We start from the raw sequence: 26,391 nt of genomic DNA on the forward strand, positions 1-26,391 counted from the left end.
GATTTTCCGCGGTGAGCGCGGAAAATCGTGCACAAATCGCTCAGGAGGGCGAGGTGGGGGCGTCGGCGATCTTGACCAGCTGGACTTCGGGACGGTCCGGCACCTGGTCGGTCAGGAACCAGCGAAATGCCAGGTTGCCCTGCGGATAGTCCAGCGTGGTAAGCGAATTGGGGTGTGTGGTGGTGCCGCGGGACAGGACGACCGTTACCGTGCCATCGGAGTTGGGCACCGCGCTGTATCCGTTGAGCGAGCTACGGGCGTCGCTGGCACCGGGGGTGGCCATGAACTGGTTCCACACCACAAGGTTCCAGAACCGGCAGGCCGGCGGGCGATGGGTGATGACCAGAGCCTCGTCCTCGGCGAGCACGAAGCTGCCGTACGAATAGCAGGCGTCGCGGGCCGACCAGCCGAAGTTGGCATCGGGCACCTGGTACGGCGCCGCGAATTCATTGGCCACGTGGGCAATCGAGTGGCCGAGCGAGGTTTCGTCGGGGCGGGTGCCCACCGGCATCGGCATGATGGCGAACAGCGTGCGGATCCACGTGGCGCTGGACCGCAACGCGGCGGCTGTCGCGGCGTCACTGTGCCGGAACGGCTCCGGAGGATCGAGTGCCTCGATGTTCCAGGTGACGGGACGGCCCGTCGCCGGATCGGCCTGGTAGTCGCGGGTGAGGAAGACGGCCGCCTCGGGCAGTGGTCCGAGCTCGAACGAGAAGTTGCCGTCGGCGTCGAATTCGATGTCGGTGTCACGAATTATCGCGACGACGCGATTGGACCAGGCGCCGGGAGACGGCTCGTTGTACGCGGTCAGCGAGAGGTAGACGCTGTCGCCCTTGTTGCCGAAAACGCGGTATTTGCGCTCCGGGTCGATGGGGCACATGTGGTAGTAGGCGTCGGTGTTGTCGCCGCCCCAACGGCGGTCATGCCGGGTGGGGGTGTTGACGGCGACGAACTGTGGCCGGCCGGGCTCGGGAAACAGGTAGCAGTCCAGCGCCACCCCGAGACCCGTCGCGAGCATGCGGTAGCCGTCGGCGATCTGGCGGTCGTCGGTGACGGCGCGCGGGCCCTCCAGGAAAGAGGTGTCGAGCTCACGGAGAGTGTCGAGGAGTTCCCGCCATGCGGCAGCGGATTCGGTCATGCGCCAATACCTTTCAGGATCAGTGTGGTGTTGCGGTCTATCCAGTCGTCATCGGGGGCGGCGCTGCGGGTGAGGGCGGCGAGCAGGGCGATACCCGTGATGACCTCGGTCAGGTCGGTGGCGGTCACGTCGGCGCGGAGTTCACCGCGGGTGGCGGCGGCATCGAGGCGGGCATGCAGTCCGGGTCCGAGTACGTCGGCGAACCGGTCCAGCAGGGCGCTGTGCAGGGTGGCGTCGGCGGTCATCTCGCCGAGCAGTCCCGGGAGCGCGGCGCGGGCCGCGGGAGTGCTGAGGACCGCCACGGTGTCGCGGACCATCGCCCGTACATCGCCCGCGAGGGAGCCGGTATCCGGCAGGTCAGCGGCGATGCCTTCAGGGAATGCCGCCTCGTGGACGAGGTGGGCCTTGCTGGGCCAGCGCCGGTAGATCGCTGGCTTGCTGGTGCCGGCCTGCTTGGCGATGGCGTCCACCGACAGCGCGGCATAGCCGACTTCGCCGAGGAGTTTCACGGTCGCGTCCAGCACGGCGTCGTCGATGCGCCGATCACGAGGTCTACCAAGTTCTTTCGCCATTACGGAACTCATAGTAACATAATTGGTGTGACTGACACCACAGACGTTGTCCGGCTCGATGACCTGGCCCATCCCACCTTCACGGCCGAGGCTCAACAGTTCCGCGACATGATGACGATGATGGCGGCGGACTGTCCGCTCGATGCGGACGCACTGCACGCCAAGGCGAGCGCCGACACCGGGCTCGACGACTTCGGCCCCACCGACTACCGCGAACGCCTCGAGGTGCTGCTGGGCGCGCTCCGGCAGATCGACGGTTTCAACGGCCCGGGCGTGGTCAACTTCTACGGCCAGCTGCTGCAGCTGTTGAAGAACCGGCTGCTGCTGACCGATCTGTTGAAGCGGCACCCTGAGATTCACGACATCGAACTGCTGCCCCCGGTGGTCATCGTCGGCCTGCCGCGTACCGGGACCACACACCTGCACAACCTGCTGGCGGCCGCCGGAACCTTCCGGACCCTGCCCTACTGGGAGTCGATGGAGCCCTTCCCGCTGGCGTCCGAAGCCGGTATCGAGCCGGACCCGCGGCGCACGCGGATGGACGTGGCGGTCAACGTGATGAACATCGTCATGCCGCATTTCCCGCTGATGCACGAGATGACCACCGACCACGTGCACGAGGAAATCCAGTTGCTGGCCAACGACTTTTCCACGATGTACTTCGAGACGCTGGCCGATGTTCCCGCGTGGCGTGACTACTACGAATCCCATGATCAGACGCCGCACTACCGGCACATGGTGACGCAGCTCAAAGCCCTGCAGTACCTGCGCGGCGGCCGGCGCTGGCTGCTCAAGTCGCCGCAGCATCTCGAGCAACTGCCGGTGCTGAACGCCGAATTACCCGGTGTGGTAGGTGTTTTCACGCACCGCGATCCCGTACCGGTGGTGCTGTCGATGATCGCGATGCTCACCTACTCGGCGCGCATGCACCGCAGCCCGGTTCCCGTCGAGCACATCGCTTCGTACTGGGTGCAGCGGCTGGAGCACATGCTTGCCGCGCTGATCCGAGACCGGGAGGTCATCGGCCGGGACCGCTCCATCGACATCCGGTTCGATGATTTCATGGCCGACGATCTCGGCACCGCCGCGAGCGTCTTTGCTCTTGCCGAGGAACAACTTTCGGATACCGAGCGCAACGCGATGGCAGACTACCTGGCCGGTCATCAACGCGGCCGGCTGGGCCGGGTCGAGACGTCGTGCGAGATGTTCGGTCTCGACCCCGACGACCTCAAGGCCCGCTTCGCGCCCTACACGCAGCGCTTCCTGGGCTAGCTTTCCGCCGCTAGGACTGCGCCATCGCCGCCGGGTCGGCCAATGGCACGACCAGGTGCGAAGCGTGGACGCCGCCTTGGGAAATTCGATACGTCCCGCGCGCCAGGGCCGTCCGCTGCGGGCGGGTCGGCACCAGATGAGGGAAGTCGTACGTCGTCAGCGTCAGCCGCAGTCGGTGGCCCGGGGCGAGGAGCGCCGCGGTGGGAAACACCTCGATGTCGTACCGGGTCAGCTCACCGGGCACGACGGGCTCGGCGGCCGCCTTGGTGCTGATGTGTTGCGGCCGTAGCACGGTGCCGTCGGGCAGGAGCCAGCTCGCCTCGGGGTCGAGGGCACGATGCGAACCGAGGAGCGCCCCCTGCGTCAGCGGCCGGCTGACGCCATCGGGGGAGACGTCGTCCAGATGCGCCACCCACAGGGTCTCGGTGCGGTCGGCGGTGGCGAAGATCGTGAGGCCGACCGGACCGGCGAGCAGTTGTTCGGTATCGAACGCTTCGCTGGTGTAGGTCAGCGCGTCGCGCTGCAGCCGGGAGTTGTCCTGGTCGTACCGGACACTGCGGCCAGTCTGCGACACCATGAAGCTGCCCATGCCGAGGCTCCACTGCTCCAGGCTGCGCCCGGAAACCGGTCCGCGAGAAAGGTATTGGAGCGTGGCGATCGACTCGTCGGCCGACGGGGTGGCATGCAGGCCGCCGCCGAGACCCAGGTAGAGCCGCGTCGGGGTGGCCTCCGGGAACGGATAGGCGTTGGTGCGGAACCATTTAGGGCTGCCGATGGCCTGGAAGCGCACCGGCGCACCGGTGACGGCCGCGGTGTCGTCGTCCTTGAGCCAGTGGTTGAACCAGCGCAGCTGCAAGGCCTGCAGATGCTGACCATCGAGATCCGAGACGTGATACCAAGGGCCGGCCATCAACTGGAACTTGTCGGAGACGGGCTGATCGGCGGTCATGGCGGCGCCGGCAGGACGCCCGGCGAAAGTGTTCTGCAGCGCCGCGTAGTTCAAGGGCGCGCCGCGCTGGAAGGCGTCATGCCAGCCGGCCACCAGAAACACCGCGACACCGTTCTCGACGATCTTCGGCACCACATCCGCGGGACGCATGGTGTCCCAGAACGTGCCGTCGAATGCGGTGTCACCGCCGGCGATCGCGTCTTTTATCAGGCTCTTGAAATAGCTGCGCTGGTCGCGACCGCGCTGGCGCACCGCGGAAATACCACCGGCCCTTGGCCTTTCATGCCCACCGCGATGCGCGAACTCCAGCGCCGGGTTGATGACGTTCAGCAGCGAGTAGGTGGCGCCGTAGGCCCGGACCGTGCGCATGTGCGGGACGCCGCCCATGGTGACGACGTCGCGGTAGAAATCGTTGGCGGCCATCGCCGGGAAGATCGCCTTCAGCGGCGAGCCGGGACCCACCGCGGCGGCCGTCATGAGCTGGTTGATGGCCAGGTACGAGATGCCGAACATGCCGACACGGCCGTTCGAATTGGGCAGGGCGGCAGCCCAATTGACCAGGTCGACGCCGTCCTGCACCTGTTCCGGTCCGAGCATCTCGAAGGAGCCGCCCGACACGCCGGTACCCCGCACGTCGGCCATCACCTCGATGTAGCCACGCCGGATCAGGTACGGCGTTGCGCCACCACCGATCTGGGCGGCCGGCGGGGGTGCCTTCTTGCCGTACGGCGTCATCGACAGCAGCACCGGGAAGGGGCCGGAAGCGGGCTCGCCCGTCGTCGGGTCGGTCGGATAGTGGATATCCACCCGCAGCGAGATGCCGTCGCTCATCGGCACCGCCACGTTGTGGTGCACTCCGACGCCGTACTGCGCCGGCGGGGCTTCCCAGGCCGGCAACAGTGGTGATGGGCTGGTCTTGCGGGTGCGCGTGGCGGCCCAACCGGCTATGGCCTTGATTCGGGCCCCCACACCCGCTGTCTCGACATTCGTCTCCACGCCTCGACCGTACGCCGAACCCGAAAGAAGTTATTGCTTCGTGACGGAACCGTGTCAGGGCGCTCGGGGGTGTTCCCAGTCTCGGTCCGTAGCATCCGATCAGTGACCAGTAGTCCGTGTGAAAGAGACGACGCAGGTAAGGGCGTCGGCTGCATCTCGCGCCGACGCATGCTGAGAATGGCTGCCGCGGCGCCGGTTCTGGTCGGTATGCCCGCCGTTGTGTCGTCACTCACCGCGCCCGTGGCCAAAGCCGCTGGTCTGGCCGGCGCAGTCGTGTTCCTCGACCCGGGGCACAACGGGGCCAATGACTCGTCGATCAGCAAGCAGGTGCCCACCGGCCGCGGCGGCACCAAGGACTGCCAGACCAGTGGCACGTCCACGACGGCGGGCTTCCCCGAACACTCGTTCACCTGGAACGTCGTGCTGCTGATGCAGCAGCAGCTGGCGAACGCCGGCGTACAGGTCCACCTGTCGCGCAACAACGACAACGCTCTCGGTCCGTGTGTCGACCAGCGCGCCGAGATGGCGAACGCCCTACGGCCGAACGCGGTCGTGTCCGTCCACGCCGACGGGGGCCCCGCTGGCGGCCACGGGTTCCACGTCAACTACTCGGCGCCGCCGCTGAACCAGGTGCAGGCCGGGCCGTCGGTGCGTTTCGCCCAGATCATGCGCGACAAGATGGTGGCCGCGGGGCTGACGCCGGCGACCTACATCGGCAGCAACGGTCTGTACGGCCGGGCCGACCTGACAGGCCTGAATCTCGCTCAGTACCCGTCGATCCTGGTCGAGTGCGGCAACATGAAGAACCCGCAGGAGGGCGCGGCGATGGCCACCATGCAGGGGTGGCAGACCTACGCCAACGCCATCTGCCAGGGCATCGCGGCGTTCATCCAGGCCAGCTAGAGCTCGGCCAGCGCAACCCCGGTGACACCAGGACCCAGCTGTGTCAGCTCGCGGTCGGTCCCGTCGGCGAGGTTCACGACGCGGATGCCGCCGGTGCGCAGCTCGCTCACGTAGTAGGTCGTGTCATCGGCGGTGGTCAGACCGATCGCCTCCTGATAGCCGCGGGACACGATGTCGTAGGTCCCGACCGTGGGCTGGACCCGGCCGCGGTTGAGCGTGTTGCCGTTCGGTTCGGCGCCGCGGTCGGTCCAGACCAGGTTTCCGGATGCGTCGAGATCGAGGTCGATGGGCTCGGGCAGGTCCTGCCACAGCAACTCGATGTCCGCACGGCCCGCGGCGGTGTGCCCCACCGGGATGTCGGTGCGGCAGCGGAAGATTCGGCCCTGGCCGGCGTCGGATGCGCCCTTCTGCGTCCAGTAGACCAACTGCTGCACCGGGTCGACGGCGATGCCCACGCAGTGGTGCCGCGGGTCTTGCGCATCCGGACCGCTACCCGCCACCACCAGCGTCTCCAGGCTCGAGCCGTCCAGCCGGCAGCGCAGCACCTGCATGCCTTCGCGGTCGCACCAGTAGAGCAACCTCGCGTCGAAGTCGGCCGTCAGCTGCTTACCCGTGGTGAACGCGCCCCGCGGCACGATGGTCCGCCGGTCAGAACCGTCCAGGTTCACACGCTCGAGCGACCCGTTACGGGTGAAGAACGTCCGGCCGGTTTCGGGGTCGGGCGTGCCCATGTTCGTCCAGTAGATGTGGCCCCGGGCCTGATCGACGACGATGCCGTCGGGCGTCTCGTCGACATCGGCGACCAGCGTCCGGACCCGTGAACCGTCGAGGGACACGGCCAGGATCGCCCGCTTGGCGATGTGCAGAACCAATAGTTCGGTCATGCCACGGATTATTCAGCGGGGTCGCTAGCGTTGTGTGACCGGAACATTCATTGGAGGCTGATTGTGCACATTGATCTGACCGGCAAAACCGCCCTGGTAACCGGTTCCACGCAGGGCATCGGGCTGGCCATCGCCGAAGGGCTGGCCGCCAGCGGGGCCCGCGTCGCGGTGAACGGACGCAGCGAAGAACGCGTCCAAGCGGCCGTCGCCGAACTCACCGGCAAGGGATTCGCCGACGTCATCGGCGTCGCCGCCGACGTCACGACCGAGGACGGCGTCGCCCAACTCGTCCAACAACTTCCGGATGTCGACATCCTGGTGAACAACCTCGGCATCTTCGGGTCGACGCCGGCGCAGGAGATCACCGACGACGAATGGCGGCGGTACTTCGAGGTGAACGTGCTGTCTGCTGTGCGGCTCATCCGCACCTACCTCCCGGGGATGACGGAGCGCGGGTGGGGCCGCGCGATCCAGATCGCCAGCGACTCGGCGATCGTCATCCCGGAAGAGATGATCCACTACGGCACGTCCAAGACCGCGCTGCTCGCGGTGACCCGCGGTTTCGCCAAGGATGCGGCGGGTACCGGCGTGACGGTGAACTCGGTGATCGCGGGCCCGACGCATACCGGTGGCGTCGAGGACTTCGTCTATCAGCTGGTCGACAAGAACCTGCCGTGGGACGAGGCGCAGCGCGAGTTCATGATCAAATTCCGTCCACAATCGTTGCTGCGCAGGCTGATTGAGCCCGAGGAGATCGCCAACATGGTCGTGTACCTCAGCTCGGAGCAGTCGTCGGCCACCACCGGCGCCGCGGTGCGCGCCGACGGCGGTTACGTCGACTCGATCCTGCCCTGACGTGCGGGGGCGCGTCGTCATCGCCGGGCTGGGGGACAGCGGCATCCTCGCCGCTGTCCGCCTGGCCCCGCACGCCGACGTGGTCGGTATCTCGGTCAAGGACGGCCTGGTCAGCGGTCAGGAACTCGGCATGCGCGTCGCGCGGCCCGACGCCTGGGCGCGGGACTACTTCATCGGTTTCCGGAGATTCCGTGGCCTGGATTCGGTGCGGATCGTGCACGGGGCGCTGACGGGCGCCGACCTGGATGCCCGCACGGTCACGGTGGAGACGGCTGACGGTACCGAGACGGTCGAGCCGTTCGATGTGCTGGTGATCTCGACCGGAACGACCAACGGGTTCTGGCGCCGCCCGACGCTGCAGACCGCCGACGACGTCGCGGCGGATCTGCATGACACCCACGAACGCCTGGCACGGGCGCAGCGCATCGCCGTCGTGGGTGGCGGCGCCACGGCGGTGAGCAGTGCCGGGAACCTGGCACGCAGCTGGCCCGACAAGGTCGTCGACCTGTATTTCCCTGGCGCACAGATACTTCCGGGTTACCACGTCGGGACCCAGGTGCGGGTCGCGCAACGGTTGGCGGAACTCGGCGTCCGGCTGCATCTCGGGCACCGCGCTGTACTGCCGCCGAATCGCGACGAAATCACCGCTGGACCAATCGAATTCAGCACCGGCCAACCGGACGGGGAGGCCGATGCGGTGTTGTGGGCCGTCGGTCGGGTGCGGCCCAACACGGCGTGGTTGCCTACTGAGATCCTCGACGACGACGGCTTCGTCCGCGTCACCCCGGAGCTGACGGTGCCCGGGTATCCGGGTGTTTTCGCGGTCGGTGATGTCGCGGCCACCGATCCGTTGCGCACCTCGGCCCGTAACGGTGGCGGTGCGCTGGTGGCACGAAACGTCCTCGCCCAGTTGAGGTCCCGCAAGCTGCGCCGCTACCGGCCGCCGGCCGTGCGGTGGGGTTCGGTGCTCGGTCCGCAGCCCGACGGGCTGGAGGTGTTCACGCCGTGGGGACAGGCCGTCCGGTTCCCGGCGTGGACCGTCGACCGGGTGTTGCAGCGGTTCGTCGTGCGTCGTCAGCTGTATCGCGGCGTGCGGGATTGAGACCGTTCACCAGGTGTCGACGAAGCCCCGGCGCGGCGGCAGGCCCGCGGGTTCCGCGGTCGCCAGTGTCGCGGCGATCAGCGACCGGGTCTCGGCGGGGTCGATGACGTCGTCGATCTCGAACATCGAAGCCGAGTTGAGCGCGGCGGCGTTGGCCTGCGCGGCGGCGGTGGCATCCCGTACCGCCTGCTCGCGGGCCTCGTCATCGGCGATGGCCTCGAGCTCCTTGCGCAGCCCGAGCCGCACGGCACCCTCGAGTCCCATCGGTCCGAGGTGTGCGCCCGGCCAGGCCACGGTCAGCAGTGGCTCATGCAGGCTGCCGCCGCACATCGCCTGTGCGCCAAGGCCGTAACCGCGACGCAGAATCACCGCGATCAGCGGGACGCGCAGGGCCGCGCCGGCGACCAGCAGCCGCGATCCGCGCCGAACCAGTGCTTCGGCCTCGGCCGCCGGTCCCACCATGAATCCGGGGCAGTCCACGAGGGACACCACGGGAATCCCGAAGGCATCGCAGAGCTGCAGGAAGCGGGCCGCCTTGTCGGACGCCGCCGCGGTGATGGCACCGGCCATGACCATGGTGTTGTTGGCCAGCACCCCGACCGGCCGGCCCTCGATCCGGGCCAGCGCGGTCACCAACTCCGGGGCGAACTTCTGCCGCAGGAAGGTGACAGAGCCTTCGTCGGCGAGCGTCTCGAAGATCGGCGCGACCTGATACGCGCGGCGGGCGCGCTCGGGAACGATTGTGCGCAAGGCGGTTTGGTCCGGCGCGGTGCCGGGTGTGGTGGGTCCGCGGAAGTAGCCGAGCAGTTGCCGGGCGACCGAGACCGCCGCCGCCTCATCGGGCACCACGACGTCCACCACGCCGTTGGGCGCCTGCACCGAAATCGGGCCGACGGCATCCGGTGCGATGTCCCCGAGCCCGCCACCGGCGATCATCGCGGGACCACCCATACCGATCGACGTGTCCTCGGTGGCGACGATCAGATCCGAACAGCCGGCGATCACCGCGTTGCCGGCGAAACAGCGGCCCTTGACCACCGCGATCCGCGGCACCACGCCGGACAGGCCGGCCCACAGCGCGAAGGCGCGCACATCCAGTGACGACACCGTCGGGTGGTCGGTGTCTCCAGGGCGTCCACCGCCACCCTCGGCGAAGAACACCGTCGGCAGCTTCATCCGCTCGATCAGTTCGAACAGCCGGTCTTTCTTGAGGTGCCCGAGAGCGCCCTGGGTGCCGGCCAGCACGGTGTAGTCGTACGACAACACCGCACAGGGGTGGCCGTCGACGTGGGCCGTACCAGCCACGAGGCCGTCGGCGGGAGTGCGCGCGATCAGGTCGTCGAGGTCGCGGCGTGCCCGTTGTGCGGCGATGGCGAACCGGCCGTATTCGACAAAGCTGCCGTCGTCGACCAGGTCGAGGATGTTCTCGCGGGCGGTCCGGCCGCCGGCGTCGTGCCGACGCTGAACGGCGTCCGGCCGGGCGGCGTCCTCGGTGAGCGCCCGTCGGCGCAGCAGCTCGGTGTGGTCGTCACGCAACGGTACTTCGGGCATTGGGCCGGGCATGGGGACAGCCTGCCAGGCGCCCTGAAAGGGGGTGCGGCATGATCGGTCCATGCAATCGACTGCAACCACCACCGTTGCCCGCCCGATCGACGTTGTTTGGGCGACCCTGATCGACCACGAAGGCATGGCCAACTGGGGTCCCGGCATCAGCGTGACCATCGATCAGCCCGGCACCCCGGCGCCGAACGGCCTGGGCGCCGTCCGCCGGATCTCGGCCCCCGGGCCGGCGCCGGCGATCGTCGAAGAGGTCGTCACCTTCGACGCCCCCAACGTCTTCGGCTACAAGGCCCGCTCCGGCGTGCCGTTCCCGGGCTATGCGGGTGAGGTGCGGCTGACCCCCGAGGGCTCCGGCACGCGCATCGACTACTCGCTGAGCTCGACCGCGTCGTTCCCGCCGGTGAAGCTGGCGTTGGTCGCCATCAACCAGGTGCTGCTGCGTCTGTTCGCGAAGGCTGCATCCAAGGCGTAGTCAGGTACTCCGGATCGCACCGGTCGTCTGGAGAGCTGCCGCGGCGGCGAAAGTACGCGGCTTCAGTGAGAACGTGCTCGTGCCAATGTGGTTGAACTCAGGTACCTTCTGCGGCCGTCAGCGGTCCCTGAGTTCAACAATCACCGGCAGATCGCCATCGCGTATGAGCCCACGTACTTTTCGCCGCTACGCGGACCGGCGAATCTCCCGGGCGATCGTGTCGAGCAGCGCCGGGTACCGGTTGGCCTCGGGATGCCCACCGGGCTTGCCGCTGCTGACCACGGCAGCGGCAAGGTTCCGGGCCGGGTCGGCCCACACCGCGATGTTGGTGAGCCCGGTGTGCCCGAAGGCGGCCGGTGCGTCCCGGCCGAACGGGCCGAATCGCTTGGAGCCCAACATGTATCCGGTGCCCCAGCGCATCGGCTGAAGTCCCACCGCGATGTCGGGCCGCAGGCGGCGGCACGGGGCGGTCGCGGCGCGCAGCGTTTCCGGCCGCAGCACCCTAACCCCGTCGAGTTCCCCACCGCGACACAGCATCTCAGCGAATCGGGAGAGCTCGACGGCGTTGGAGACCGTGCTCGACGACGGCACCACGCTGGTCAGGAAATCCGGGGTGTTGCTGAACGGGATGATCTGGTTCGGGGTGCCGCCGACGGCCTTCTTGAACGCCGCCGCCATGGGCGCCGGCAGCGGCTTGCCGGTCACGTGGCTCGGCGCGACCAGCGGAACGTCTTCGGGCGCAACACCGTAATTGGTCCAGCGGAAGCTAAGCGGCTCGAGGATCTCGGTGGCCAGGATGTCCCGGATGTTGCGACCCGTTGCGGCCGAGACGATTTCGCGGATCAGTGGGCCCCAGGTCAGGCCGTGATACATGTGGACCAGGCCCGGCCGGTAGATCGGCCGCAGCTTGCCCAGCATCTCGCGGGCGTACTCGCTGTCGTTCATCCGCTTGAGGTCCGGCCGCGGCCCGGTGGCCAGCGGCACCCCGGCGCTGTGGGTGACGACGTGCCGCACGGTGGTGCGGTCCTTGCCGTGGCTGGTGTACGTCGGCAGGTAATCACAGACGCGGGCGTCGAGGTCGAGCTCGCCGCGTTCGACGAGCATGTGCACCACGGTCGTGCTGATCGCCTTGGCGGCCGAGTAGACGCAGAACGGGGTGTCGACGCCGACGGGGATCTTGTCGGCGTCAGCCGGGTCGTCGGGCCCGTTGCCCCAGCCGTGGCCGATCGCGCGGTTGAGCACCACCCGACCGTTCTGGCGCAGGCAGACCTGGATGGCCGGGTGCATCCCGGCCGCGTACCAGTGCCGTGCCGCCTGCCAAATGCGTTCCACCGCCAGCGGATCGACGTCGGTGTGGTCTTCTGTGCCGGTGGCCGTGACCGAGTCGAGGTCGGTGGGGACCCGAATCCGGCCGGTCTGTGGTTCCGTCATGCGTCCTTCCGATGCAGCACAGCCGCGAGGTGGTGCCGCAGTGGGATGCCCACGGCGGCCATGCGGACGTTGTAGCTCAAGGTGTCTCCGTCGAGCCGGAACCAACGACGCAGGGCGTCAACCTCTTTCGCGGAGTCGGTGCGCCCGATGTCGGTGGTGGCGAGGTCGAGCACGAACTCACCGTCGGTGCTGATCGTGCCTTGCAGGACCTCGGTGATGCCGGTGGGATGCGCGAGCACCCATTCGATGCGACCGGGCGCGGGCACCCGGAGATAGCCGGTCTCGGCGTGCAGGGGACGTCCGTCATCGGCGGCGCGGGTGCGCTGGCTGTAAGCCAGGAACGGCTTGCCGACATGTCCGAACGTGACCTCTTCGAGGTAGTCGAACGAAGCGATGGTCGGGTATTCACCGGAACCGGTGCCGGCCCAGGTGCCCAGCAGCGGCGCCAGGACCGCGACGTCGGGGTGCAGATCGGGCATGCCGGCTACTTCGTCCCGACGGTCAGCAGGTCGGACACGATGAGCGTCCACGCCGGCCGCTTCACCCGGTGCTGCTCGGACACCGTGAACCCGGCGTCCTCGAAGAGCTTCTTCATCTCCGCGGGGGACGGATTGTGGGCGGGGTTCAGGATGTGCGACGACAGCGCGTGCAGCGGCAGCACCTGCCGCGGGCTGATGGTGGTGACGGCCGCGATACCGCCCGGCTTGAGCACCCGATGGAACTCACGCAACGCGGCGGGCTGATCGAACCAGTGGAACGCCGACGTCGTCACCACCGCGTCCAGGGCGCCATCGTTGAACGGCAGGTCCTCGGCAGGCGCGGTGAGCCAGGTGACGTTCGACGACCGCGCCTTGGCCTGGGCCAGCATGCCCTCGGACATGTCGACACCGGTGACGACGGCATTGAGCTCACGTTGGATCCGGTCGGCGAAAATACCGGTGCCACAGCCGATATCGGCGATGGTCAGGGAGTCGTGTGCCCGCAGCTGTGCCAGGACCTCGTCCTGGGCAGGTTGGTAGACCCAGCGCTGCAGCACCTGGGTGTCGTAGGCGGGAGCGGCGAAGCCCCAGAAACGGGTGACGGCGTCATTGAATCCCCGGCGTTGAACCATGCGCTTCAGCCTAGGCGGCGAATTCCGGCGCGGATCGTCAGCCGGGTGCCAGGCCCAGCGGCAACGCGGCGAATGCGCACACGATCGCCACGAACGCCGCGCGCGACGGCGGTGGTCGGTCGAGTTCCGGACGGCCGCGCAGGTAAAGCAGAAACACGACGGTGACGTTGAAGGCGATCAGCAGCATCCACCGAATCCAGTCGAATGCGGTCACGAATATCGGCAGATACAGCGCCAGCGCAAGGACCGCGGCGGCCCGGCGATCCCGGAATTCGCCCAGGAAGTCGCGGATCGGCACACCGGCGACGAACTGGACCGCCGCGAGGCAGGCCACCAGACCGATCAGGCCGACCGTCAGCGAGGTCGCCATCTGGCCGGCGCCCCGCGCAGCGACCGTGTGAATTTCGTCGAGGACGCTGTGTTGGTACGTGTTGAGGTACGACCGGCAGGCCCAGTCGTGGAAGTCGCGTGTCGGCAATCGGCCGGTCCGGGCGAAGTTCTGGAAATCGTGAAAGCTCGCCATCATGCGCATGGGCCGGTGGGGTGTCGTCGCGCACAGCCGGTCGGCCACCCCGCGCCGGGTGAGTGCCGTGATGAGGCCGGCCACCGCGAGTCCCGGGAGTACCGCCAACGCCGCGCAGCGCCCGCGTCTCGCGGCGGTGAGTCCGTGCGCCGGCGCATAGATCGCGAGGACGGCACCCAGCGCGAATTCGAGGGGAATCGCGTCGTGCATCAACGCCAGGACCGCGGTGAGCAATCCGTACGCCGCGCACGACACCGCCGGGCGGGTGCCCACACCGAGTGCGAGGGCGACCACCGCCGCCGCGCCGAGGAGGTCCGGCCGCGCCGAGAACACCGCGAACGGCACACCGAACGGCAACACGGGCACCAGCAACGCCAGCATGACCCGGCGTTCCGAGCGGCCCGTGCGCACGATTGCGCCGGCAATGGCGGCCAGGGCAGACAGGTACAGCGCGGTGATGGCCCAACGCGCGGCGCCGGCCCGCCCGAAGAATGCCGCGTCGTCGCCCGGACCGAAGAGCTCCCCGGCGAGTCCACGCCGGATGAAACCGAACCGGTAGTCCGCGAGGTAATACGAGACGAGGTAGTGGTCGACGGAATGCAGTGCGACGGCCAGCCAGAGGACGCCTGCGGCCCACACGGCGATGCCAGTGCCGGTGGCCAGATAGAGGGCAGAGCGGCTGGGGCGCACGGCCAGACCCTACTGGCGGATACGCTGCCGCTTTATGAGTTCTACTGCGCTCAGCTGGATTGCCCAGCTCCTGGACTTCGCGCGCGACGGTGACACCTTCATCGCACCGCAGCCCACCGAGGGGCCCGGCCGGTCCCTGTTCGGCGGACTGATCGCCGCTCAGGCGCTCGGTGCGGCGGGCCGCACCGTCGAACCCGACAAGCTGCCGCAGTCGCTGCACCTGTACTTCGTCCGCGGCGGACAGTACGGCGTCGACGTGGAGTTTCACGTGGAACGGACCCGAGACGGCCGGTCCTTCGACACCCGGCGCGTCACCGCGAAGCAGAACGGCAAGACGATCCTCGAGATGATCGCGTCGTTCCATGTGCCCGAACCCGGCGCCGACTGGCAGCGCCCCGAGGTGCGCGGCCTCGAGCTCGACGCCGCGGTGTCCAAGGCGACGAGCCTCACCGCCGCCGACTTCTTCGATATCCGGGTGCGGCCGGAAGACGTGGGTGCGTTCGCCGTGCCGCCGTTCTGGATCCGCACCAAAGACGAGATCGAGGACGATGCACTGATCCGGGCGTGCACGCTGACCTTCATGTCGGACTTCGGGCCGGTGCCCGTCGCGCGGCCCGACGGTGCGAGCCTGCGTGACGGTTTCGCGGCCAGCCTGGATCACGCGGTGTGGTTCCACCGGCCGTTCGTGCCGCGTGACTGGCACCGGTACGAGGTCACCCGACTGAACAACACCGACTCCCGCGGGCTGGTCGCCGGAGCCCTGTATGACACTGGTGGGGTGCTGATCGCCAGCACCAGCCAGGAAGCCCTGTGGCGGCTGTAGTCCCGGAAGATCACGCTCACTGATGACCGTCCCGACGCCGACCTGCTATCGGCATCCCAGCCGCCCGACGTACGTCAGCTGCAGCCGGTGCGGCCGCCCGATCTGCCCGGACTGCATGACCGCAGCCGCCGTGGGCCAGCAGTGCCCGGAGTGCGTCAACGAAGGCAAGCAGTCGGTGCGGCAGGCCCGGACCCACTTCGGCGGCCGCATCTCCAAGGGTTCGCTGGTCACCTACACGCTGATCGCGGTCAACGTGGTGATGTTCGTGCTGCAGCACACCTCGGTGCAGATGCAGCAGGATCTGGTGCTGTGGCCGCCCGCCGTCGCCGACGGCCAGTACTACCGGCTGGCGTCGTCGGCCTTCCTGCACTACGGCCTGGCCCACATCGTGTTCAACATGTGGGCGTTGTGGGCCGTCGGCCCGCAGCTCGAGCAGTGGCTGGGCCGGTTGCGATTCGGCGTGCTGTACGGCCTGAGCGGCCTCGGCGGCTCGGTGCTGGTGTACCTGCTGTCGCCACTGAACTCGGCGACAGCAGGTGCCTCGGGTGCGATCTTCGGTCTCTTCGGCGCGACGTTCGTGTTGTTCCGCCGGCTGCAGCTCGACGTCCGCGGCATCGTCGGCCTGATCGTCATCAACCTCGTGATCACCTTCGTGCTGCCCGCCGTCAGCGCGCAGGCGATCAGTTGGCAGGGGCACGTCGGCGGGTTGGTCACCGGCACCGTGGTGGCGGCGGTCTTCGCGTATGTGCCTGCGCGGCAACGACTCCTGGCGCTGATCGCGGTGACGGCGGTGCTGTTGGTCCTGTTCGCCGGGCTGACGATGTGGCGGACCCAGGCGCTGCTGACGATGTTCAGCTGATCCCGGGGTAGGGGAGCAGCGCCATCTCACGGGCGTTCTTGATCGCGGTGGCGACCTGTCGCTGCTGCTGCACCGTCAGGCCCGTCACGCGGCGGGACCGGATCTTGCCGCGCTCGGAGATGAACAACCGCAGGTTGTTGGTGTCCTTGTAGTCGAGGTGGTCCACGCCGAGCTTGGCCAGCATGTTCTTCACTGGTCGCTTGGCCTCGGCGGCGGGGCGTCGGGTGGGTTTGCGCTTGGTCGCCATCACCAGCTCGCTTTCCGGATGCCGGGCAGCTGTCCTTCGTGGGCCAGCTCGCGCACCCGGACCCGCGACAGGCCGAACTTGCGCAGGTGGCCGCGCGGCCGGCCGTCGACGGCGTCGCGGTTGCGCACCCGCACCGGGCTGGCATCGCGCGGCTGGCGGGCGAGTTCGGCCATGGCGGCCGACTGTTCGTCGGCAGTGCTCGCCGGGGACTTGATGATGGCCTTGAGCTCGGCCCGGCGCTCGGCGTGGCGGGCGACGAGCAGCCGGCGCTGCTCGTTCTTGGCGATCTTGGATTTCTTGGCCATGCTCAGCGCTCCTCTCGGAAGTCGACGTGTTTGCGGATGATGGGGTCATACTTGCGCAGCACCATGCGGTCGGGATCGTTGCGCCGGTTCTTGCGGGTGACGTAGGTGTAGCCGGTGCCCGCGGTGGACTTGAGCTTCACCACGGGGCGGATATCGGTGCGGGACATCTAGATTCGCACCCCGTCCCGGCGCAGCCGCGCCACCACGGCTTCGATGCCGTCGCGGTCGATCACCTTGATGCCCTTGGCGCTGACCTGGAGCCGGATGCGCCGGCCTTCCGAGGGCAAGTAGTAGGTCTTGCTCTGGATGTTGGGGTTCCACCGGCGCGAGGTGCGCCGGTTCGAGTGCGAAACCGTGTTGCCGAAACCGGGCTCGCGCCCGGTGACCTGGCAGTGCGCTGACATGTGTCCGCCCTATCGTTAATGAAAATCGTTTTCGACAAGTGTCGGTTGCCACTGTAGCGTGATGGCCGACGGAACTGAAAATGATTGTCGATAAGGGGTTGGCGATGCGGACGCCGGTGATCATCGTGGCTGGTCAGGGACCGACCGGTTACGTGACCGAAGAACTACTGAAGGCGCCGGGCACGGTGCTGGTCGAGCACCAATTCGACGGTCACGTCGTGCGCCGTCGTACCGTCACCGCGCCGCACGGCATCGTCAACGAAACCGTGGCGGCGCTCGAACTGGCCCACGGCTGCGTGTCCTGCACCGTCCGTAATGACCTGCTGATCTACTTACGCCTGCTGCATCGGCGCGATGACGTCAACCGCATCGTCGTCCACCTGGAGCCGTGGATGGAACCCGAGCCGATCTGCTGGGCCATCAACCATGTTCGAGTTCGGGTGGGTCCGGGATACATCGACGGACCGGCTGCCCGCGACGTCGTGATCGCGGGCGTGGTGACGTGCATCGAAGCCGGCGACTGGCTCACCGACGCGCTGGGTGACGACGAACTGCCCGACGGCCGGACCGTCGCGCAGGTGGCAGTGGGGCAGGCCGAATTCGCCGACGTCCTCGTCGTGACCCACGCCGAACCCGTGCTGCTCGCGGTATGCCGCCGGCTGGCGCCGCGGGCACAGCTCGTCACCGGGCCCGACCTGGTCGAGGACGCGCTGCGCGCGCTGTGGCCCGACGCCCGGCTGGGGCGCGCCGACGAGCCGCACGGGCCGCTGCTCGCGGGACAACCCAGCCTGAAACCTGAAGGGCCCGTTCAGATTGTCGAGTTCAACGCGCGGCGGCCGTTCCACCCCGAGCGTCTGCACGACGCCATCGATCACCTCCTGGACGGCGTGATCCGGACGCGAGGCCGGATGTGGCTCGCGAACCGGCCCGGCCACGTCATGTGGCTGGAGTCGGCCGGCGGTGGCCTGCGCGTCAGCAACGCCGGCCGCTGGATCGCCGCGATGACCGTCAGTGAGGCGGCCTACGTGGACCGCGAGCGTCGTGCGCTGGCAGACCTGATGTGGGACAACGAATTCGGTGACCGGCACACCGCGATGACGATCCTGGTGTGCGGCGCCCGTCCGGGCGATGTGACCGCCGCGCTGAACGACGCCCTGCTCACCGACGAGGAATTCGCGGCACGCGACACGTGGGCCGGCTACTCGGACCCGTTCGGGGACTGGCACCAGGAACCGTGCACCCGCGACGACGTGACGGTCGTCAGTGACGGCACCGATCACGGCGCGGCGTGACGGGTTCTGGACTCGATAGCCAAACGCCTTGGTAACGAGGCGATCACGCCGCGCGTTGGTCGAACGGCCCGGCGCGGCACGGCGTTAGTTTTCACTCGTGTTGGCGACTCTTGGCAAGAATTACGGCGCGAAACTGCGGCGGCTCGCGGTGGCGGCTGTCGCTGCCCTGACGGTTCCGGCAATGGCGGTGCCCGCGGTGGCCCCGCAGGCGCATGCGGCCGCGAAAGCGGTTGAGGTGCTGAACATTCCGTCACCCGCGATGGGACGCGACATCAAGGTCCAGTTCCAGGGCGGCGGACCGCACGCGGTGTATCTGCTCGACGGCCTGCGCGCCCAGGACGACGCGAGCGGCTGGGACATCAACACCGCCGCGTTCGAGTGGTACTACCAGTCCGGCGTCTCGATGGTGATGCCGGTCGGCGGGCAGTCCAGCTTCTACAGCGACTGGTACCAGCCGGCCACCAACAACAATGGCGTCATCACCTACAAGTGGGAGACGTTCCTGACCCAGGAGCTGCCGGCCTGGCTGGCCGCCAACCGGGGCGTGCAGCCGACCGGCAACGCCGTCGTCGGCCTGTCGATGTCGGGCGGCTCGGCGCTGACGCTCGCGATCTGGCACCCGGCACAGTTCATCTTCGCGGGCTCGCTGTCGGGCTTCCTCAACCCGTCCCAGGGCCTGTGGCCCACGCTGATCGGCTTCGCCATGAAGGACGCCGGCGGCTTCAACCCGACCCAGATGTGGGGTATCGCCAGCGACCCGGCCTGGAAGCGCAACGACCCGACCGTCAACGTCCGGCAGCTGGTGGCGAACAACACCGCTGTCTGGGTGTACTGCGGCAACGGCACGCCGTCCGACCTCGACACCCCGGGCGACCTGGGCATCCTCTACAGCGCCCAGTTCCTGGAGAACCTGACCATCAGCTCCAACCGGGACTTCCAGAAGGTGTACCAGCAGGCCGGTGGCCGCAACGCGGTCTTCAACTTCCCGAAGGACGGCACCCACAGCTGGGGTTACTGGGGCCAGCAGCTGCAGGCCATGAAGCCGGACCTGCTGCGCGTGCTGGGCGTGGGCGCCCCGGTGCCGCCGCCGGCCCCGGCGCCCGCTCCTGCTCCGGTGCCCGCCCCGGCCGTCGCTCCGGTCGCACTGCCGGCTCCCGCTCCCGTCGCGGCCGCGGTACCCGCAGCGGTTCCGGTGGCCGTGCCCGCGGCGGTTCCGGCAGCGGTGCCCGCCGCGGCACCAGCCGCGGTTCCGGCGCCGGTGGCACCCGCTCCGGCCGCCACCGGCGGACTGGTACTCGCGCCGACGGGCTGATTCGGCAAGACTCAGGGGTCGGATTCGACACCTGAAAGGGGCGGGACAGCCGTGCAGACCACGATCATCCACGGGCCGGGCGATATTCGATTCGAGGAGCGCCCCGATCCGACGATTCAGTCACCGGGCGATGCGGTGGTCCGCGTGGTGCGGACCTGCGTGTGCGGTTCGGACCTCTGGCCGTACCGCGGGGTGCGTCCGACGCCTGCGCCGCATCCGATCGGCCACGAGTTCATCGGGGTCGTGGAAGCTGTCGGCGCCGAGGTCAGGGATGTGCGCGTCGGGGACTTCGTCATCTCGCCGTTCACCGACAGTGACGGCACCTGCGTGCACTGTCGCAACGGCATCACCACCTCGTGCGTCAACTTCGGGGTGTGGGGCGGCACCGCCAAGACCGGTGAGGCGCTCGACGGGGCGCAGGGCCAGTACGTGCGGGTGCCCTTCGCCGACGGCACCCTGGTCAAGGTGCCGGAATCGCCTGACGCAGAACTGCTCCCGCACCTGCTGACCCTGGCCGACGTCATGTCCACCGGCCACCACGCCGCCCGGTCGGGGAACGTGCACGCCGGTGCGACCGTGGTCGTCGTGGGTGACGGCGCCGTCGGGCTGTGTGCGGTGCTGGCCTCGAAACGTCTTGGTGCGGAACGGATCATCGCGATGTCGCGGCACGAAGACCGGCAGAAACTGGCCCGGGCCTTCGGTGCCACGGACATCGTCGCCGAACGCGGTGATGACGGGATCGCGGCCATCGAGGAACTGCTCGGGGGCGTCGGCGCCGACTGCGTGCTCGAGTGCGTCGGCACCAAGGATTCGATGCACCAGGCACTCGGGGCGGTCCGTCCCGGTGGGTCGCTGGGGTTCGTCGGGGTGCCGGCCGGCGCCCCCGAACTGCCGATGCAGCAACTGTTCAGCACCAACATCCACGTCGCCGGCGGTATCGCGCCCGTCCGCCCGTACCTGGATGAACTGCTGCCCGATGTGCTGTCCGGCGCCATCGAACCCGGCCGGGTGTTCGACCTGTCCCTGCCGCTGGCTCAAGTCGCCGACGCCTACACGGCGATGGATCAGCGCACGGCCATCAAAGTGATTCTCGAACCCTGATCACGCCGGCCGGACCAGATGGTCCTCGCCGCCGACGTACACGGTGTCACGCAGGTCGCGTCCGGTGGCGGCGACGGTGATGGCGGACGCGAACTCCTCGATGGTCGGCAGCGGTCCCCGGCTGCGGCGCGCGCCGACCGCTTCGGGATCGCGGCGCTCGTACAACCTGGCGATGATCGTGCCCTCGATCATGTCGCCCGAGACGATGGTGAATCCGATTCGGCACCGGTCGAATTCGGGGCGGAGAGCCCGCAGCGCGTCTTCGCCGGCGCGCTTGCTGGCGGCGATCGGGGCGTAGGCGTCGGGCACCGGCAGGTGCGGGTAGCAGTGGGCCTCGTGGCTGGTGACGAACACGATCTGCGCGCCGGCGGGCATCAGGGGCAGCGCGAGGTCGACGAGCCGCAGCTGGGCGTCGCGGTTGAGGCGCATCGCGTAGTCGGGCGCGGCGCCGAACTCCAGGCCGCCCGACGCGTTGAGCACCAGCATGTCCAGGCGCCCGAACCGGCTGTCGATCCGGTCGATCATGGCCTTGGCCGCGGCAGCGTCGGACACGTCGGCGCCGATCGCGGAGGCCTGGCCGCCGGCGGCCCGGATGCCGTCGACGACGGTGTTGGCGCGTTTGGCCTTCTCGCGGTAGTTCACCAGGACGTGGGTGTCCGGCGCGGCGAGCTGCTGGGCCACGGCGGCGCCGATGCCGCGGGAAGCGCCGGTGACGAGAGCGATCCTGGTGTGCATGGCATCGACCGTACCCCAAGTCTAAGAAAAATAAGAGATGTTTAAGGTTTCGGTAAGTCGACGCGGCGCGTTGCGTGGGTGCTGCGCCGAGCGTGGGGCCTGACGAGGCGACATGCCGGGTTCGGTCGCGCCGCGGCCCACGCTCGACGGAGCGAACCGTCGCCACGCGTCGGTGGGCGCACGGTTCGCGAGTGGGACAGATAGTCCCGCTCGACTACCCTTTGGGCGTGATGTTTCCGGTGAGCCCTGTGGCGCGGTACGCGGCCACGCTGATCGGACGCCTCCGTTGATCCAACACGGACTGGTGGTGCTTTTCGCCCTCTGCGCGGCCGTCTGCGCGGCCGTCGGCATCGTGGTGCGCCAGCGCGCGACCATCGACGTGCCGCCCGAACACGGCGTCAGCGTCGTCATGCTGTCGACGCTGCTGAGCCGCCGGCTGTGGTGGGCCGGGACGGCTGCGGCCGTCGCAGGCTATGTCTTCCAGGCGCTGGCGCTGGCCCACGGCTCCCTGCTGGTGGTGCAGCCGCTGCTGGTGTCGGCATTGCTGTTCGCGCTGCCGCTGAGTGCGCGCCAGGCACATCGCCGGGTGACGCGCGGCGAGTGGTTGTGGGCCGGATTGCTGACCATCGGACTGGCGGGATTCGTCGTCCTGGCGCGGCCTGAACGCGACGAACACCTGGCCTCACCTGGGGTTATCGTGCTGGTCGCCGCGGTGTGCGCCGCGGTGATCATCGGCTGCGTGCTGTTGGCGCTGCGGTGCAGCGGCTGGGCTCGCGCGGTCCTGCTGGCCGTCGGTGTCGGCGTGCTGTTCGGTGTCGTCGCGGTCGTCACCAAGATCTTCATGGCGATACTGCAGCACCGGGGCTGGCTCGGGTTGCTGACGACGCCGGCGCCGTACCTGCTCATCATCTTGGGAGCGGTCGCGACCGTACTGCAGCAGTCGGCGTTCCATGCCGGCGCGCTGCAGACGTCGGTGCCGACCATGCTGGTGCTGGAACCGGTGGTGGCTGTCGTACTCGGCGCCCTGGTGCTCGGTGAGGGCTTCGACACGACCGGCGCCGAGGCCGTCGCGCTCGTGGTGTCCATCGGTGCCATGGCGGCCGCGACCATCGCTCTCGGCCGTGACGAGGGTGCGTACGAAACGCAGGCGGGCGCGAAGGTGGCGGCGCCGATCGCACCGCCGCAGGTGCAATCGACCTCCGAGCGCTGAACAATAGGTGTGGTTTCTCCCACAGCCATTACGGGCATATCGTTAGTTTTGCTAACGTTGTAATTGGCGACGCTGGTGAACCAATTGATGAGGTTGTTATGTCGAACGAAGAAACCGTATTTACCGACGAGCTGACGCAGCGCATCGCTGACCTCTGCGCTGCCGACCCCCAACTTGCCGCCGCGCGCCCCCTCGCCGGGGTCGCCGCCGCACTCGAAGAGCCCGGCATCCGGCTCCCCGAAATCATCCACACGGTCATGGCCGCCTACGCCGACCGGCCCGCGCTCGGACAGCGCGCCGTCGAGTACGTCACCGAGAACGGCCGCACTGTGGCGCGGCTGCTGCCACGCTACGACACCATCACCTACGGCGAAGTCTGGCAGCAGATCCAGGCCGTCGACAACGCCCTGCTCAGCGGGCCCGACGCCGTCGCCCCCGGCGACCGCGTCGCCATGCTCGGCTTCACGAGCGCCGAGTTCACGATCGTCGACACCGCCCTGGCCCGCGCCGGCGTCGTCGCCGTTCCGCTGCAGACCAGCGCACCCGTCGAGCAGCTGCGCCCCATTCTTGACGAGACCGAACCCCGCGCGCTGTTCGCCGATGTGAAGTTCCTCGACGACGCCGTCGAACTGGTTCTGGGCGCCGGCGCCGCACTGACGCGGGTGGTCGTGTTCGACCACCACGCCGCGGTCGACGACGAGCGCGAGGCCATCGAACGGGCGGCCGCGCGCCTGGCCGAGCGTGGCGTCGTGGTCGAGACTCTTGCGGATCTGGTCGCGCGCGGTGGCGCGCTGCCGGCCGTCGAGCCCGCTGTGTCCGCGGACGTGGACCCGCTGCTGGTGCTGATCTACACCTCCGGCAGCACCGGTACCCCCAAGGGCGCCATGTACCCCGAGCGCCTCGTCACCAACGCGTGGCGGACCGGTCTCACGCACCAGCAGCCCGCGCTGCCCTCGATCGTCCTGAGCTTCCTGCCGATGAGCCACATGATGGGCCGCGGCACCGTCTACCGCACGCTGGCCCACGGCGGCACCGTGTACTTCGCCGCCAAGAGCGACCTGTCCACCCTGCTGGAGGACATCGCGCTGGTCCGGCCGACGCAGATGACCTTCGTGCCCCGGGTGTGGGAGATGATCCACCAGGAGGTGCAGAGCGAGGTCGACCGTCGCGCCCTGGACGGTGTTCCCGAGCAGCAAGTGCTCGACGAGCGCAGCCGCAGCCTCATCGGCGGCCGGCAGCTGGTCGCGATGACGGGGTCGGCACCGATCTCGCCGGAGCTCAAGGCCTGGGTGCAGAAGTTCCTGGGGCTCGAGCTGCTGGAGGCCTACGGCTCGACCGAGGCCGGCGGTGTGATGGTCAGCGGCCACGTGAGCCGTCCCCCGGTACTCGACTACAAGCTGGTCGACGTACCCGAACTCGGCTACCTGTCGACCGACCGTCCGCACCCGCGCGGCGAATTGCTCTTGAAGTCAACGGATTTGATCCCGGGCTACTACAAACGGCCGGACGTCACCGCTGATGTGTTCGACGCGGACGGCTTCTACCGCACCGGTGACATCGTCGCCGAGCTCGGTCCCGATCATCTGCAGTACCTCGACCGCCGCAACAACGTGCTGAAGCTGGCGCAGGGTGAGTTCGTGACGGTGTCCAAGCTGGAAGCCGCCTTCGGCACCAGCCCGCTGATCCGCCAGATCTACGTGTACGGCAACAGCTCTCGCTCCTATCTGCTGGCCGTGATCGTGCCCAGTTCGGAGGCGTTGACCGGTGTTTCTGACGCTGAGGCCCTGCGCCCTGAACTGGCCGACGCCCTGCAGACGGTGGCGCGTGAGTCGGGGCTGCAGTCGTACGAGGTACCCCGCGACTTCATCATCGAGACCGAACCGTTCTCGCTGGAGAACGGGCTGCTGACCGGCGTCCGGAAGCTGGCCTGGCCCAAGCTGAAGGCCCGGTACGGCGCCGAGTTGGAGCAGCTGTACGCCGAACTGGCCGAAGGACAGGCCGCCGAGCTGCGTGCGCTGCGGTCACTGCGGGCGTCTGACGCGCCGGTGCTCGAGACCGTGCTGCGCGCCGTCAGTGCCACACTGGGGGCCGCCGGTTCCGAGGTCACGGGCGACGCCCACTTCACCGATCTGGGCGGAGATTCGTTGTCGGCGTTGACCTTCGGCAACCTGCTCGAGGAAATCTTCGAGGTCGAGGTGCCGGTCGGAGTGATCGTCAGCCCGGCCACCGACCTGGCCGGGGTGGCTGCCTACATCGAAGGGGAGCGGGCGCCGGGCAGCAAGCGGCCGACGTTCTCCACGGTGCACGGCAAGAACGCCACCGAGGCGCGGGCTGCGGACCTGACGCTGGACAAGTTCATCGACGCCGAGACACTGGCCGCGGCACCGTCGCTGCCCGGGCCGGCGTCGGAGGTTCGCACCGTATTGCTCACGGGCGCAACCGGATTCCTGGGCCGCTACCTGGCACTGGAATGGCTGGAGCGCATGGACCTGGTCGACGGCAAGGTCATCGCCCTGGTCCGCGGCAAGTCCGACGCCGACGCCCGGGCCCGTCTCGATGCGACGTTCGACTCCGGGGACCCGAAGCTGCTGGCGCACTACCAGGCGCTGGCCGCCGACCACCTGGAGGTCATCGCCGGTGACAAGGGCGAGGCCAATCTGGGTCTGTCGCAAGAGGTTTGGCAGCGCCTGGCCGACGAGGTCGACATCATCGTCGACCCGGCCGCGCTGGTGAACCACGTGCTGCCGTACAGCGAGCTGTTCGGACCCAATGCGCTGGGCACTGCCGAGCTGATCCGGATCGCCCTGACCACGCGGATCAAGCCGTTCGCCTACGTCTCGACCATCGCGGTCGGCGGCGGCGTGGCGCCCGGCGAATTCGTCGAGGACGCCGACGTGCGCGTGATGAGCGCGGTGCGGGCGGTCGACGACAGCTACGCCAACGGCTACGGCAACAGCAAGTGGGCCGGTGAGGTCCTACTGCGCGAGGCGAATGATCTTTGCGGCCTTCCGGTTTCGGTGTTCCGCTGCGATATGATCCTGGCCGACACCACATACGCCGGCCAGCTGAACCTGCCCGACATGTTCACCCGCATGATGTTCTCGCTGGTGGCCACCGGCATCGCGCCGAAGTCCTTCTACGAGCTGGATGCCGAGGGCAAGCGGCAGCGCGCCCACTACGACGGCCTGCCGGTCGAGTTCGTCTCCGAATCCATCTCGACCCTGGCCGTGCAGGTCGCGGCCGGCGCGTCCGACTCGACGTTCGAGACGTACCACGTGATGAACCCGTACGACGACGGCATCGGCATGGACGAGTTCGTCGACTGGCTGATCGAAGCCGGGTATTCCATTGCCCGCGTTGATGATTACGCCGATTGGCTGGGCCGGTTCGAGACGGCCCTGCGCGGCCTGCCGGACCGGCAGCGCCAGGCGTCACTGCTGCCGCTGCTGCACAACTACCAGCAGCCGAGCTACCCGGTGCGGGGATCCATCGCCCCGGTGGAGCGGTTCCGGGCCGCGGTGCAGAACGCGAAAATCGGTGCGGACAAGGACATTCCGCACATCGGTGCGCCGGTGATCGTCAAGTACATCACCGATCTGCAGCTGCTCGGCCTGCTCTGACCCAGGGATTTGTGCACGATTTTCC

Annotated in this window: 26 protein-coding genes; 12 read left to right on the forward strand and 14 right to left on the reverse strand. The window is 68.4% G+C overall.

The genetic code is table 11. The annotated features are described in order from the left end of the window. Positions 1 to 40: 40 nt before the first annotated feature. Both ACJH6I_RS11105 and ACJH6I_RS11110 read right to left on the reverse strand, forming a co-directional pair. Positions 41 to 1,138 (reverse strand): DUF1214 domain-containing protein, encoded by a 1,098-nt coding sequence (locus ACJH6I_RS11105; RefSeq protein WP_406784071.1) that lies wholly within the window; start codon positions 1,136 to 1,138, stop codon positions 41 to 43. After that, positions 1,135 to 1,710, reverse strand: a complete 576-nt coding sequence (locus tag ACJH6I_RS11110) for a TetR/AcrR family transcriptional regulator (protein WP_346415349.1) — start codon at positions 1,708 to 1,710, stop codon at positions 1,135 to 1,137. The genes ACJH6I_RS11105 and ACJH6I_RS11110 overlap by 4 nt, the downstream gene beginning before the upstream one ends. A 108-nt stretch (positions 1,711 to 1,818) precedes the next feature. Here ACJH6I_RS11110 and ACJH6I_RS11115 point away from each other — a divergent pair, with 108 nt between their 5' ends. After that, the gene (locus tag ACJH6I_RS11115) at positions 1,819 to 2,982 is read left to right on the forward strand and encodes a sulfotransferase (RefSeq protein WP_346415348.1); all 1,164 of its coding nucleotides are present in this window, start codon (positions 1,819 to 1,821) and stop codon (positions 2,980 to 2,982) included. 10 nt (positions 2,983 to 2,992) lie between these two features. Here ACJH6I_RS11115 and ACJH6I_RS11120 read toward each other — a convergent pair whose 3' ends face one another. Further along, positions 2,993 to 4,762, reverse strand: a complete 1,770-nt coding sequence (locus tag ACJH6I_RS11120; RefSeq protein WP_346415347.1) for a CocE/NonD family hydrolase — start codon at positions 4,760 to 4,762, stop codon at positions 2,993 to 2,995. Between the two features lie 333 nt (positions 4,763 to 5,095). Between ACJH6I_RS11120 and ACJH6I_RS11125 the strand changes: the two genes are divergently transcribed. Continuing rightward, complete coding sequence (locus ACJH6I_RS11125) at positions 5,096 to 5,830, forward strand: Rv3717 family N-acetylmuramoyl-L-alanine amidase (protein WP_406774522.1); 735 nt, start codon at positions 5,096 to 5,098, stop codon at positions 5,828 to 5,830. Here ACJH6I_RS11125 and ACJH6I_RS11130 read toward each other — a convergent pair. Continuing rightward, on the reverse strand, positions 5,827 to 6,714 hold the full coding sequence (locus tag ACJH6I_RS11130; protein WP_212807670.1) for a hypothetical protein: 888 nt from the start codon (positions 6,712 to 6,714) through the stop codon (positions 5,827 to 5,829). The two genes, ACJH6I_RS11125 and ACJH6I_RS11130, sit on opposite strands and share 4 nt — an antisense overlap. 63 nt (positions 6,715 to 6,777) lie before the next feature. On the opposite strand from ACJH6I_RS11130, the gene ACJH6I_RS11135 reads away from it, so the two are divergent. Together ACJH6I_RS11135 and ACJH6I_RS11140 are read left to right on the forward strand one after the other, a co-directional pair. Then, the gene (locus tag ACJH6I_RS11135; protein WP_212807669.1) at positions 6,778 to 7,569 is read left to right on the forward strand and encodes an SDR family NAD(P)-dependent oxidoreductase; all 792 of its coding nucleotides are present in this window, start codon (positions 6,778 to 6,780) and stop codon (positions 7,567 to 7,569) included. Between the two features lies 1 nt (position 7,570). Next, positions 7,571 to 8,671: an NAD(P)/FAD-dependent oxidoreductase gene (locus ACJH6I_RS11140; protein WP_212807668.1), complete on the forward strand. Its 1,101-nt coding sequence runs from the start codon at positions 7,571 to 7,573 to the stop codon at positions 8,669 to 8,671. A gap of 6 nt (positions 8,672 to 8,677) precedes the next feature. On the opposite strand, the gene ACJH6I_RS11145 is transcribed toward ACJH6I_RS11140, so the two are convergent. Beyond that, on the reverse strand, positions 8,678 to 10,222 hold the full coding sequence (locus ACJH6I_RS11145; protein WP_406784111.1) for an acyl-CoA carboxylase subunit beta: 1,545 nt from the start codon (positions 10,220 to 10,222) through the stop codon (positions 8,678 to 8,680). Between the two features lie 61 nt (positions 10,223 to 10,283). Between ACJH6I_RS11145 and ACJH6I_RS11150 the strand changes: the two genes are divergently transcribed. Continuing rightward, complete coding sequence (locus ACJH6I_RS11150; RefSeq protein ID WP_226520140.1) at positions 10,284 to 10,703, forward strand: SRPBCC family protein; 420 nt, start codon at positions 10,284 to 10,286, stop codon at positions 10,701 to 10,703. A 186-nt stretch (positions 10,704 to 10,889) separates the two neighbouring features. Here ACJH6I_RS11150 and lipE read toward each other — a convergent pair whose 3' ends face one another. Genes lipE through ACJH6I_RS11170 form a run of 4 tightly spaced genes read right to left on the reverse strand, consistent with a single transcriptional unit; the run spans position 10,890 to position 14,458 of the window. Then, positions 10,890 to 12,134 carry a lipase LipE gene (gene lipE / locus ACJH6I_RS11155; RefSeq protein WP_346415303.1) on the reverse strand — a complete coding sequence of 415 codons (1,245 nt, stop codon included), beginning with the start codon at positions 12,132 to 12,134 and terminating at the stop codon, positions 10,890 to 10,892. Next, positions 12,131 to 12,613, reverse strand: a complete 483-nt coding sequence (locus ACJH6I_RS11160; protein WP_029119203.1) for a peroxynitrite isomerase — start codon at positions 12,611 to 12,613, stop codon at positions 12,131 to 12,133. The genes lipE and ACJH6I_RS11160 overlap by 4 nt, the downstream gene beginning before the upstream one ends. Positions 12,614 to 12,618: 5 nt before the next feature. Continuing rightward, a complete protein-coding gene (locus ACJH6I_RS11165) occupies positions 12,619 to 13,245 on the reverse strand; it encodes a class I SAM-dependent methyltransferase (RefSeq protein ID WP_029119202.1) in 627 nt (208 codons plus the stop codon). 37 nt (positions 13,246 to 13,282) lie between these two features. Next, the gene (locus tag ACJH6I_RS11170) at positions 13,283 to 14,458 is read right to left on the reverse strand and encodes a hypothetical protein (RefSeq protein WP_346415302.1); all 1,176 of its coding nucleotides are present in this window, start codon (positions 14,456 to 14,458) and stop codon (positions 13,283 to 13,285) included. Positions 14,459 to 14,492: 34 nt separating this feature from the next. On the opposite strand from ACJH6I_RS11170, the gene ACJH6I_RS11175 reads away from it, so the two are divergent. Together ACJH6I_RS11175 and ACJH6I_RS11180 are read left to right on the forward strand one after the other, a co-directional pair. After that, entirely contained in the window at positions 14,493 to 15,281 is a 789-nt protein-coding gene (locus ACJH6I_RS11175; RefSeq protein WP_346415301.1) for an acyl-CoA thioesterase domain-containing protein, read from the forward strand. 22 nt (positions 15,282 to 15,303) lie between these two features. Beyond that, positions 15,304 to 16,140 carry a rhomboid family intramembrane serine protease gene (locus tag ACJH6I_RS11180; protein WP_346415300.1) on the forward strand — a complete coding sequence of 279 codons (837 nt, stop codon included), beginning with the start codon at positions 15,304 to 15,306 and terminating at the stop codon, positions 16,138 to 16,140. Here the strand turns inward: ACJH6I_RS11180 and rpsR are convergent. Genes rpsR through rpmB form a run of 4 tightly spaced genes read right to left on the reverse strand, consistent with a single transcriptional unit; the run spans position 16,133 to position 17,096 of the window. Continuing rightward, positions 16,133 to 16,387, reverse strand: coding sequence for a 30S ribosomal protein S18 (rpsR, locus tag ACJH6I_RS11185; protein WP_318984036.1), 255 nt, complete (start codon positions 16,385 to 16,387; stop codon positions 16,133 to 16,135). The two genes, ACJH6I_RS11180 and rpsR, sit on opposite strands and share 8 nt — an antisense overlap. Further along, entirely contained in the window at positions 16,387 to 16,692 is a 306-nt protein-coding gene (rpsN, locus tag ACJH6I_RS11190) for a 30S ribosomal protein S14 (protein WP_346415299.1), read from the reverse strand. The genes rpsR and rpsN overlap by 1 nt, the downstream gene beginning before the upstream one ends. Before the next feature lie 2 nt (positions 16,693 to 16,694). Next, a complete protein-coding gene (gene rpmG / locus ACJH6I_RS11195; RefSeq protein ID WP_020099644.1) occupies positions 16,695 to 16,859 on the reverse strand; it encodes a 50S ribosomal protein L33 in 165 nt (54 codons plus the stop codon). Further along, entirely contained in the window at positions 16,860 to 17,096 is a 237-nt protein-coding gene (gene rpmB / locus ACJH6I_RS11200) for a 50S ribosomal protein L28 (RefSeq protein ID WP_061010101.1), read from the reverse strand. A 104-nt stretch (positions 17,097 to 17,200) separates the two neighbouring features. On the opposite strand from rpmB, the gene mrf reads away from it, so the two are divergent. The 3 genes from mrf to ACJH6I_RS11215 all read left to right on the forward strand — a co-directional run bounded on the left by mrf (position 17,201) and on the right by ACJH6I_RS11215 (position 20,801). After that, positions 17,201 to 18,388, forward strand: coding sequence for a ribosome hibernation factor-recruiting GTPase MRF (gene mrf, locus ACJH6I_RS11205; protein ID WP_346415345.1), 1,188 nt, complete (start codon positions 17,201 to 17,203; stop codon positions 18,386 to 18,388). A 181-nt stretch (positions 18,389 to 18,569) separates the two neighbouring features. Further along, a complete protein-coding gene (locus tag ACJH6I_RS11210) occupies positions 18,570 to 19,700 on the forward strand; it encodes an alpha/beta hydrolase family protein (protein ID WP_318984287.1) in 1,131 nt (376 codons plus the stop codon). Positions 19,701 to 19,751: 51 nt separating this feature from the next. Further along, complete coding sequence (locus ACJH6I_RS11215; protein ID WP_318984034.1) at positions 19,752 to 20,801, forward strand: zinc-dependent alcohol dehydrogenase family protein; 1,050 nt, start codon at positions 19,752 to 19,754, stop codon at positions 20,799 to 20,801. Here the strand turns inward: ACJH6I_RS11215 and ACJH6I_RS11220 are convergent, their stop codons facing one another. Further along, a complete protein-coding gene (locus ACJH6I_RS11220) occupies positions 20,802 to 21,536 on the reverse strand; it encodes an SDR family oxidoreductase (RefSeq protein ID WP_318984033.1) in 735 nt (244 codons plus the stop codon). It abuts the gene before it with no gap. 301 nt (positions 21,537 to 21,837) lie between these two features. Between ACJH6I_RS11220 and ACJH6I_RS11225 the strand changes: the two genes are divergently transcribed. Both ACJH6I_RS11225 and car read left to right on the forward strand, forming a co-directional pair. Beyond that, positions 21,838 to 22,746: a DMT family transporter gene (locus ACJH6I_RS11225; protein ID WP_318984286.1), complete on the forward strand. Its 909-nt coding sequence runs from the start codon at positions 21,838 to 21,840 to the stop codon at positions 22,744 to 22,746. A 98-nt stretch (positions 22,747 to 22,844) separates the two neighbouring features. Then, positions 22,845 to 26,366: a carboxylic acid reductase gene (gene car / locus ACJH6I_RS11230; RefSeq protein ID WP_318984032.1), complete on the forward strand. Its 3,522-nt coding sequence runs from the start codon at positions 22,845 to 22,847 to the stop codon at positions 26,364 to 26,366. Positions 26,367 to 26,391 lie beyond the last annotated feature (25 nt).

Origin of the sequence: Mycobacterium sp. SMC-13, assembly GCF_045311035.1 — a bacterium.
Lineage (GTDB): Bacteria > Actinomycetota > Actinomycetes > Mycobacteriales > Mycobacteriaceae > Mycobacterium.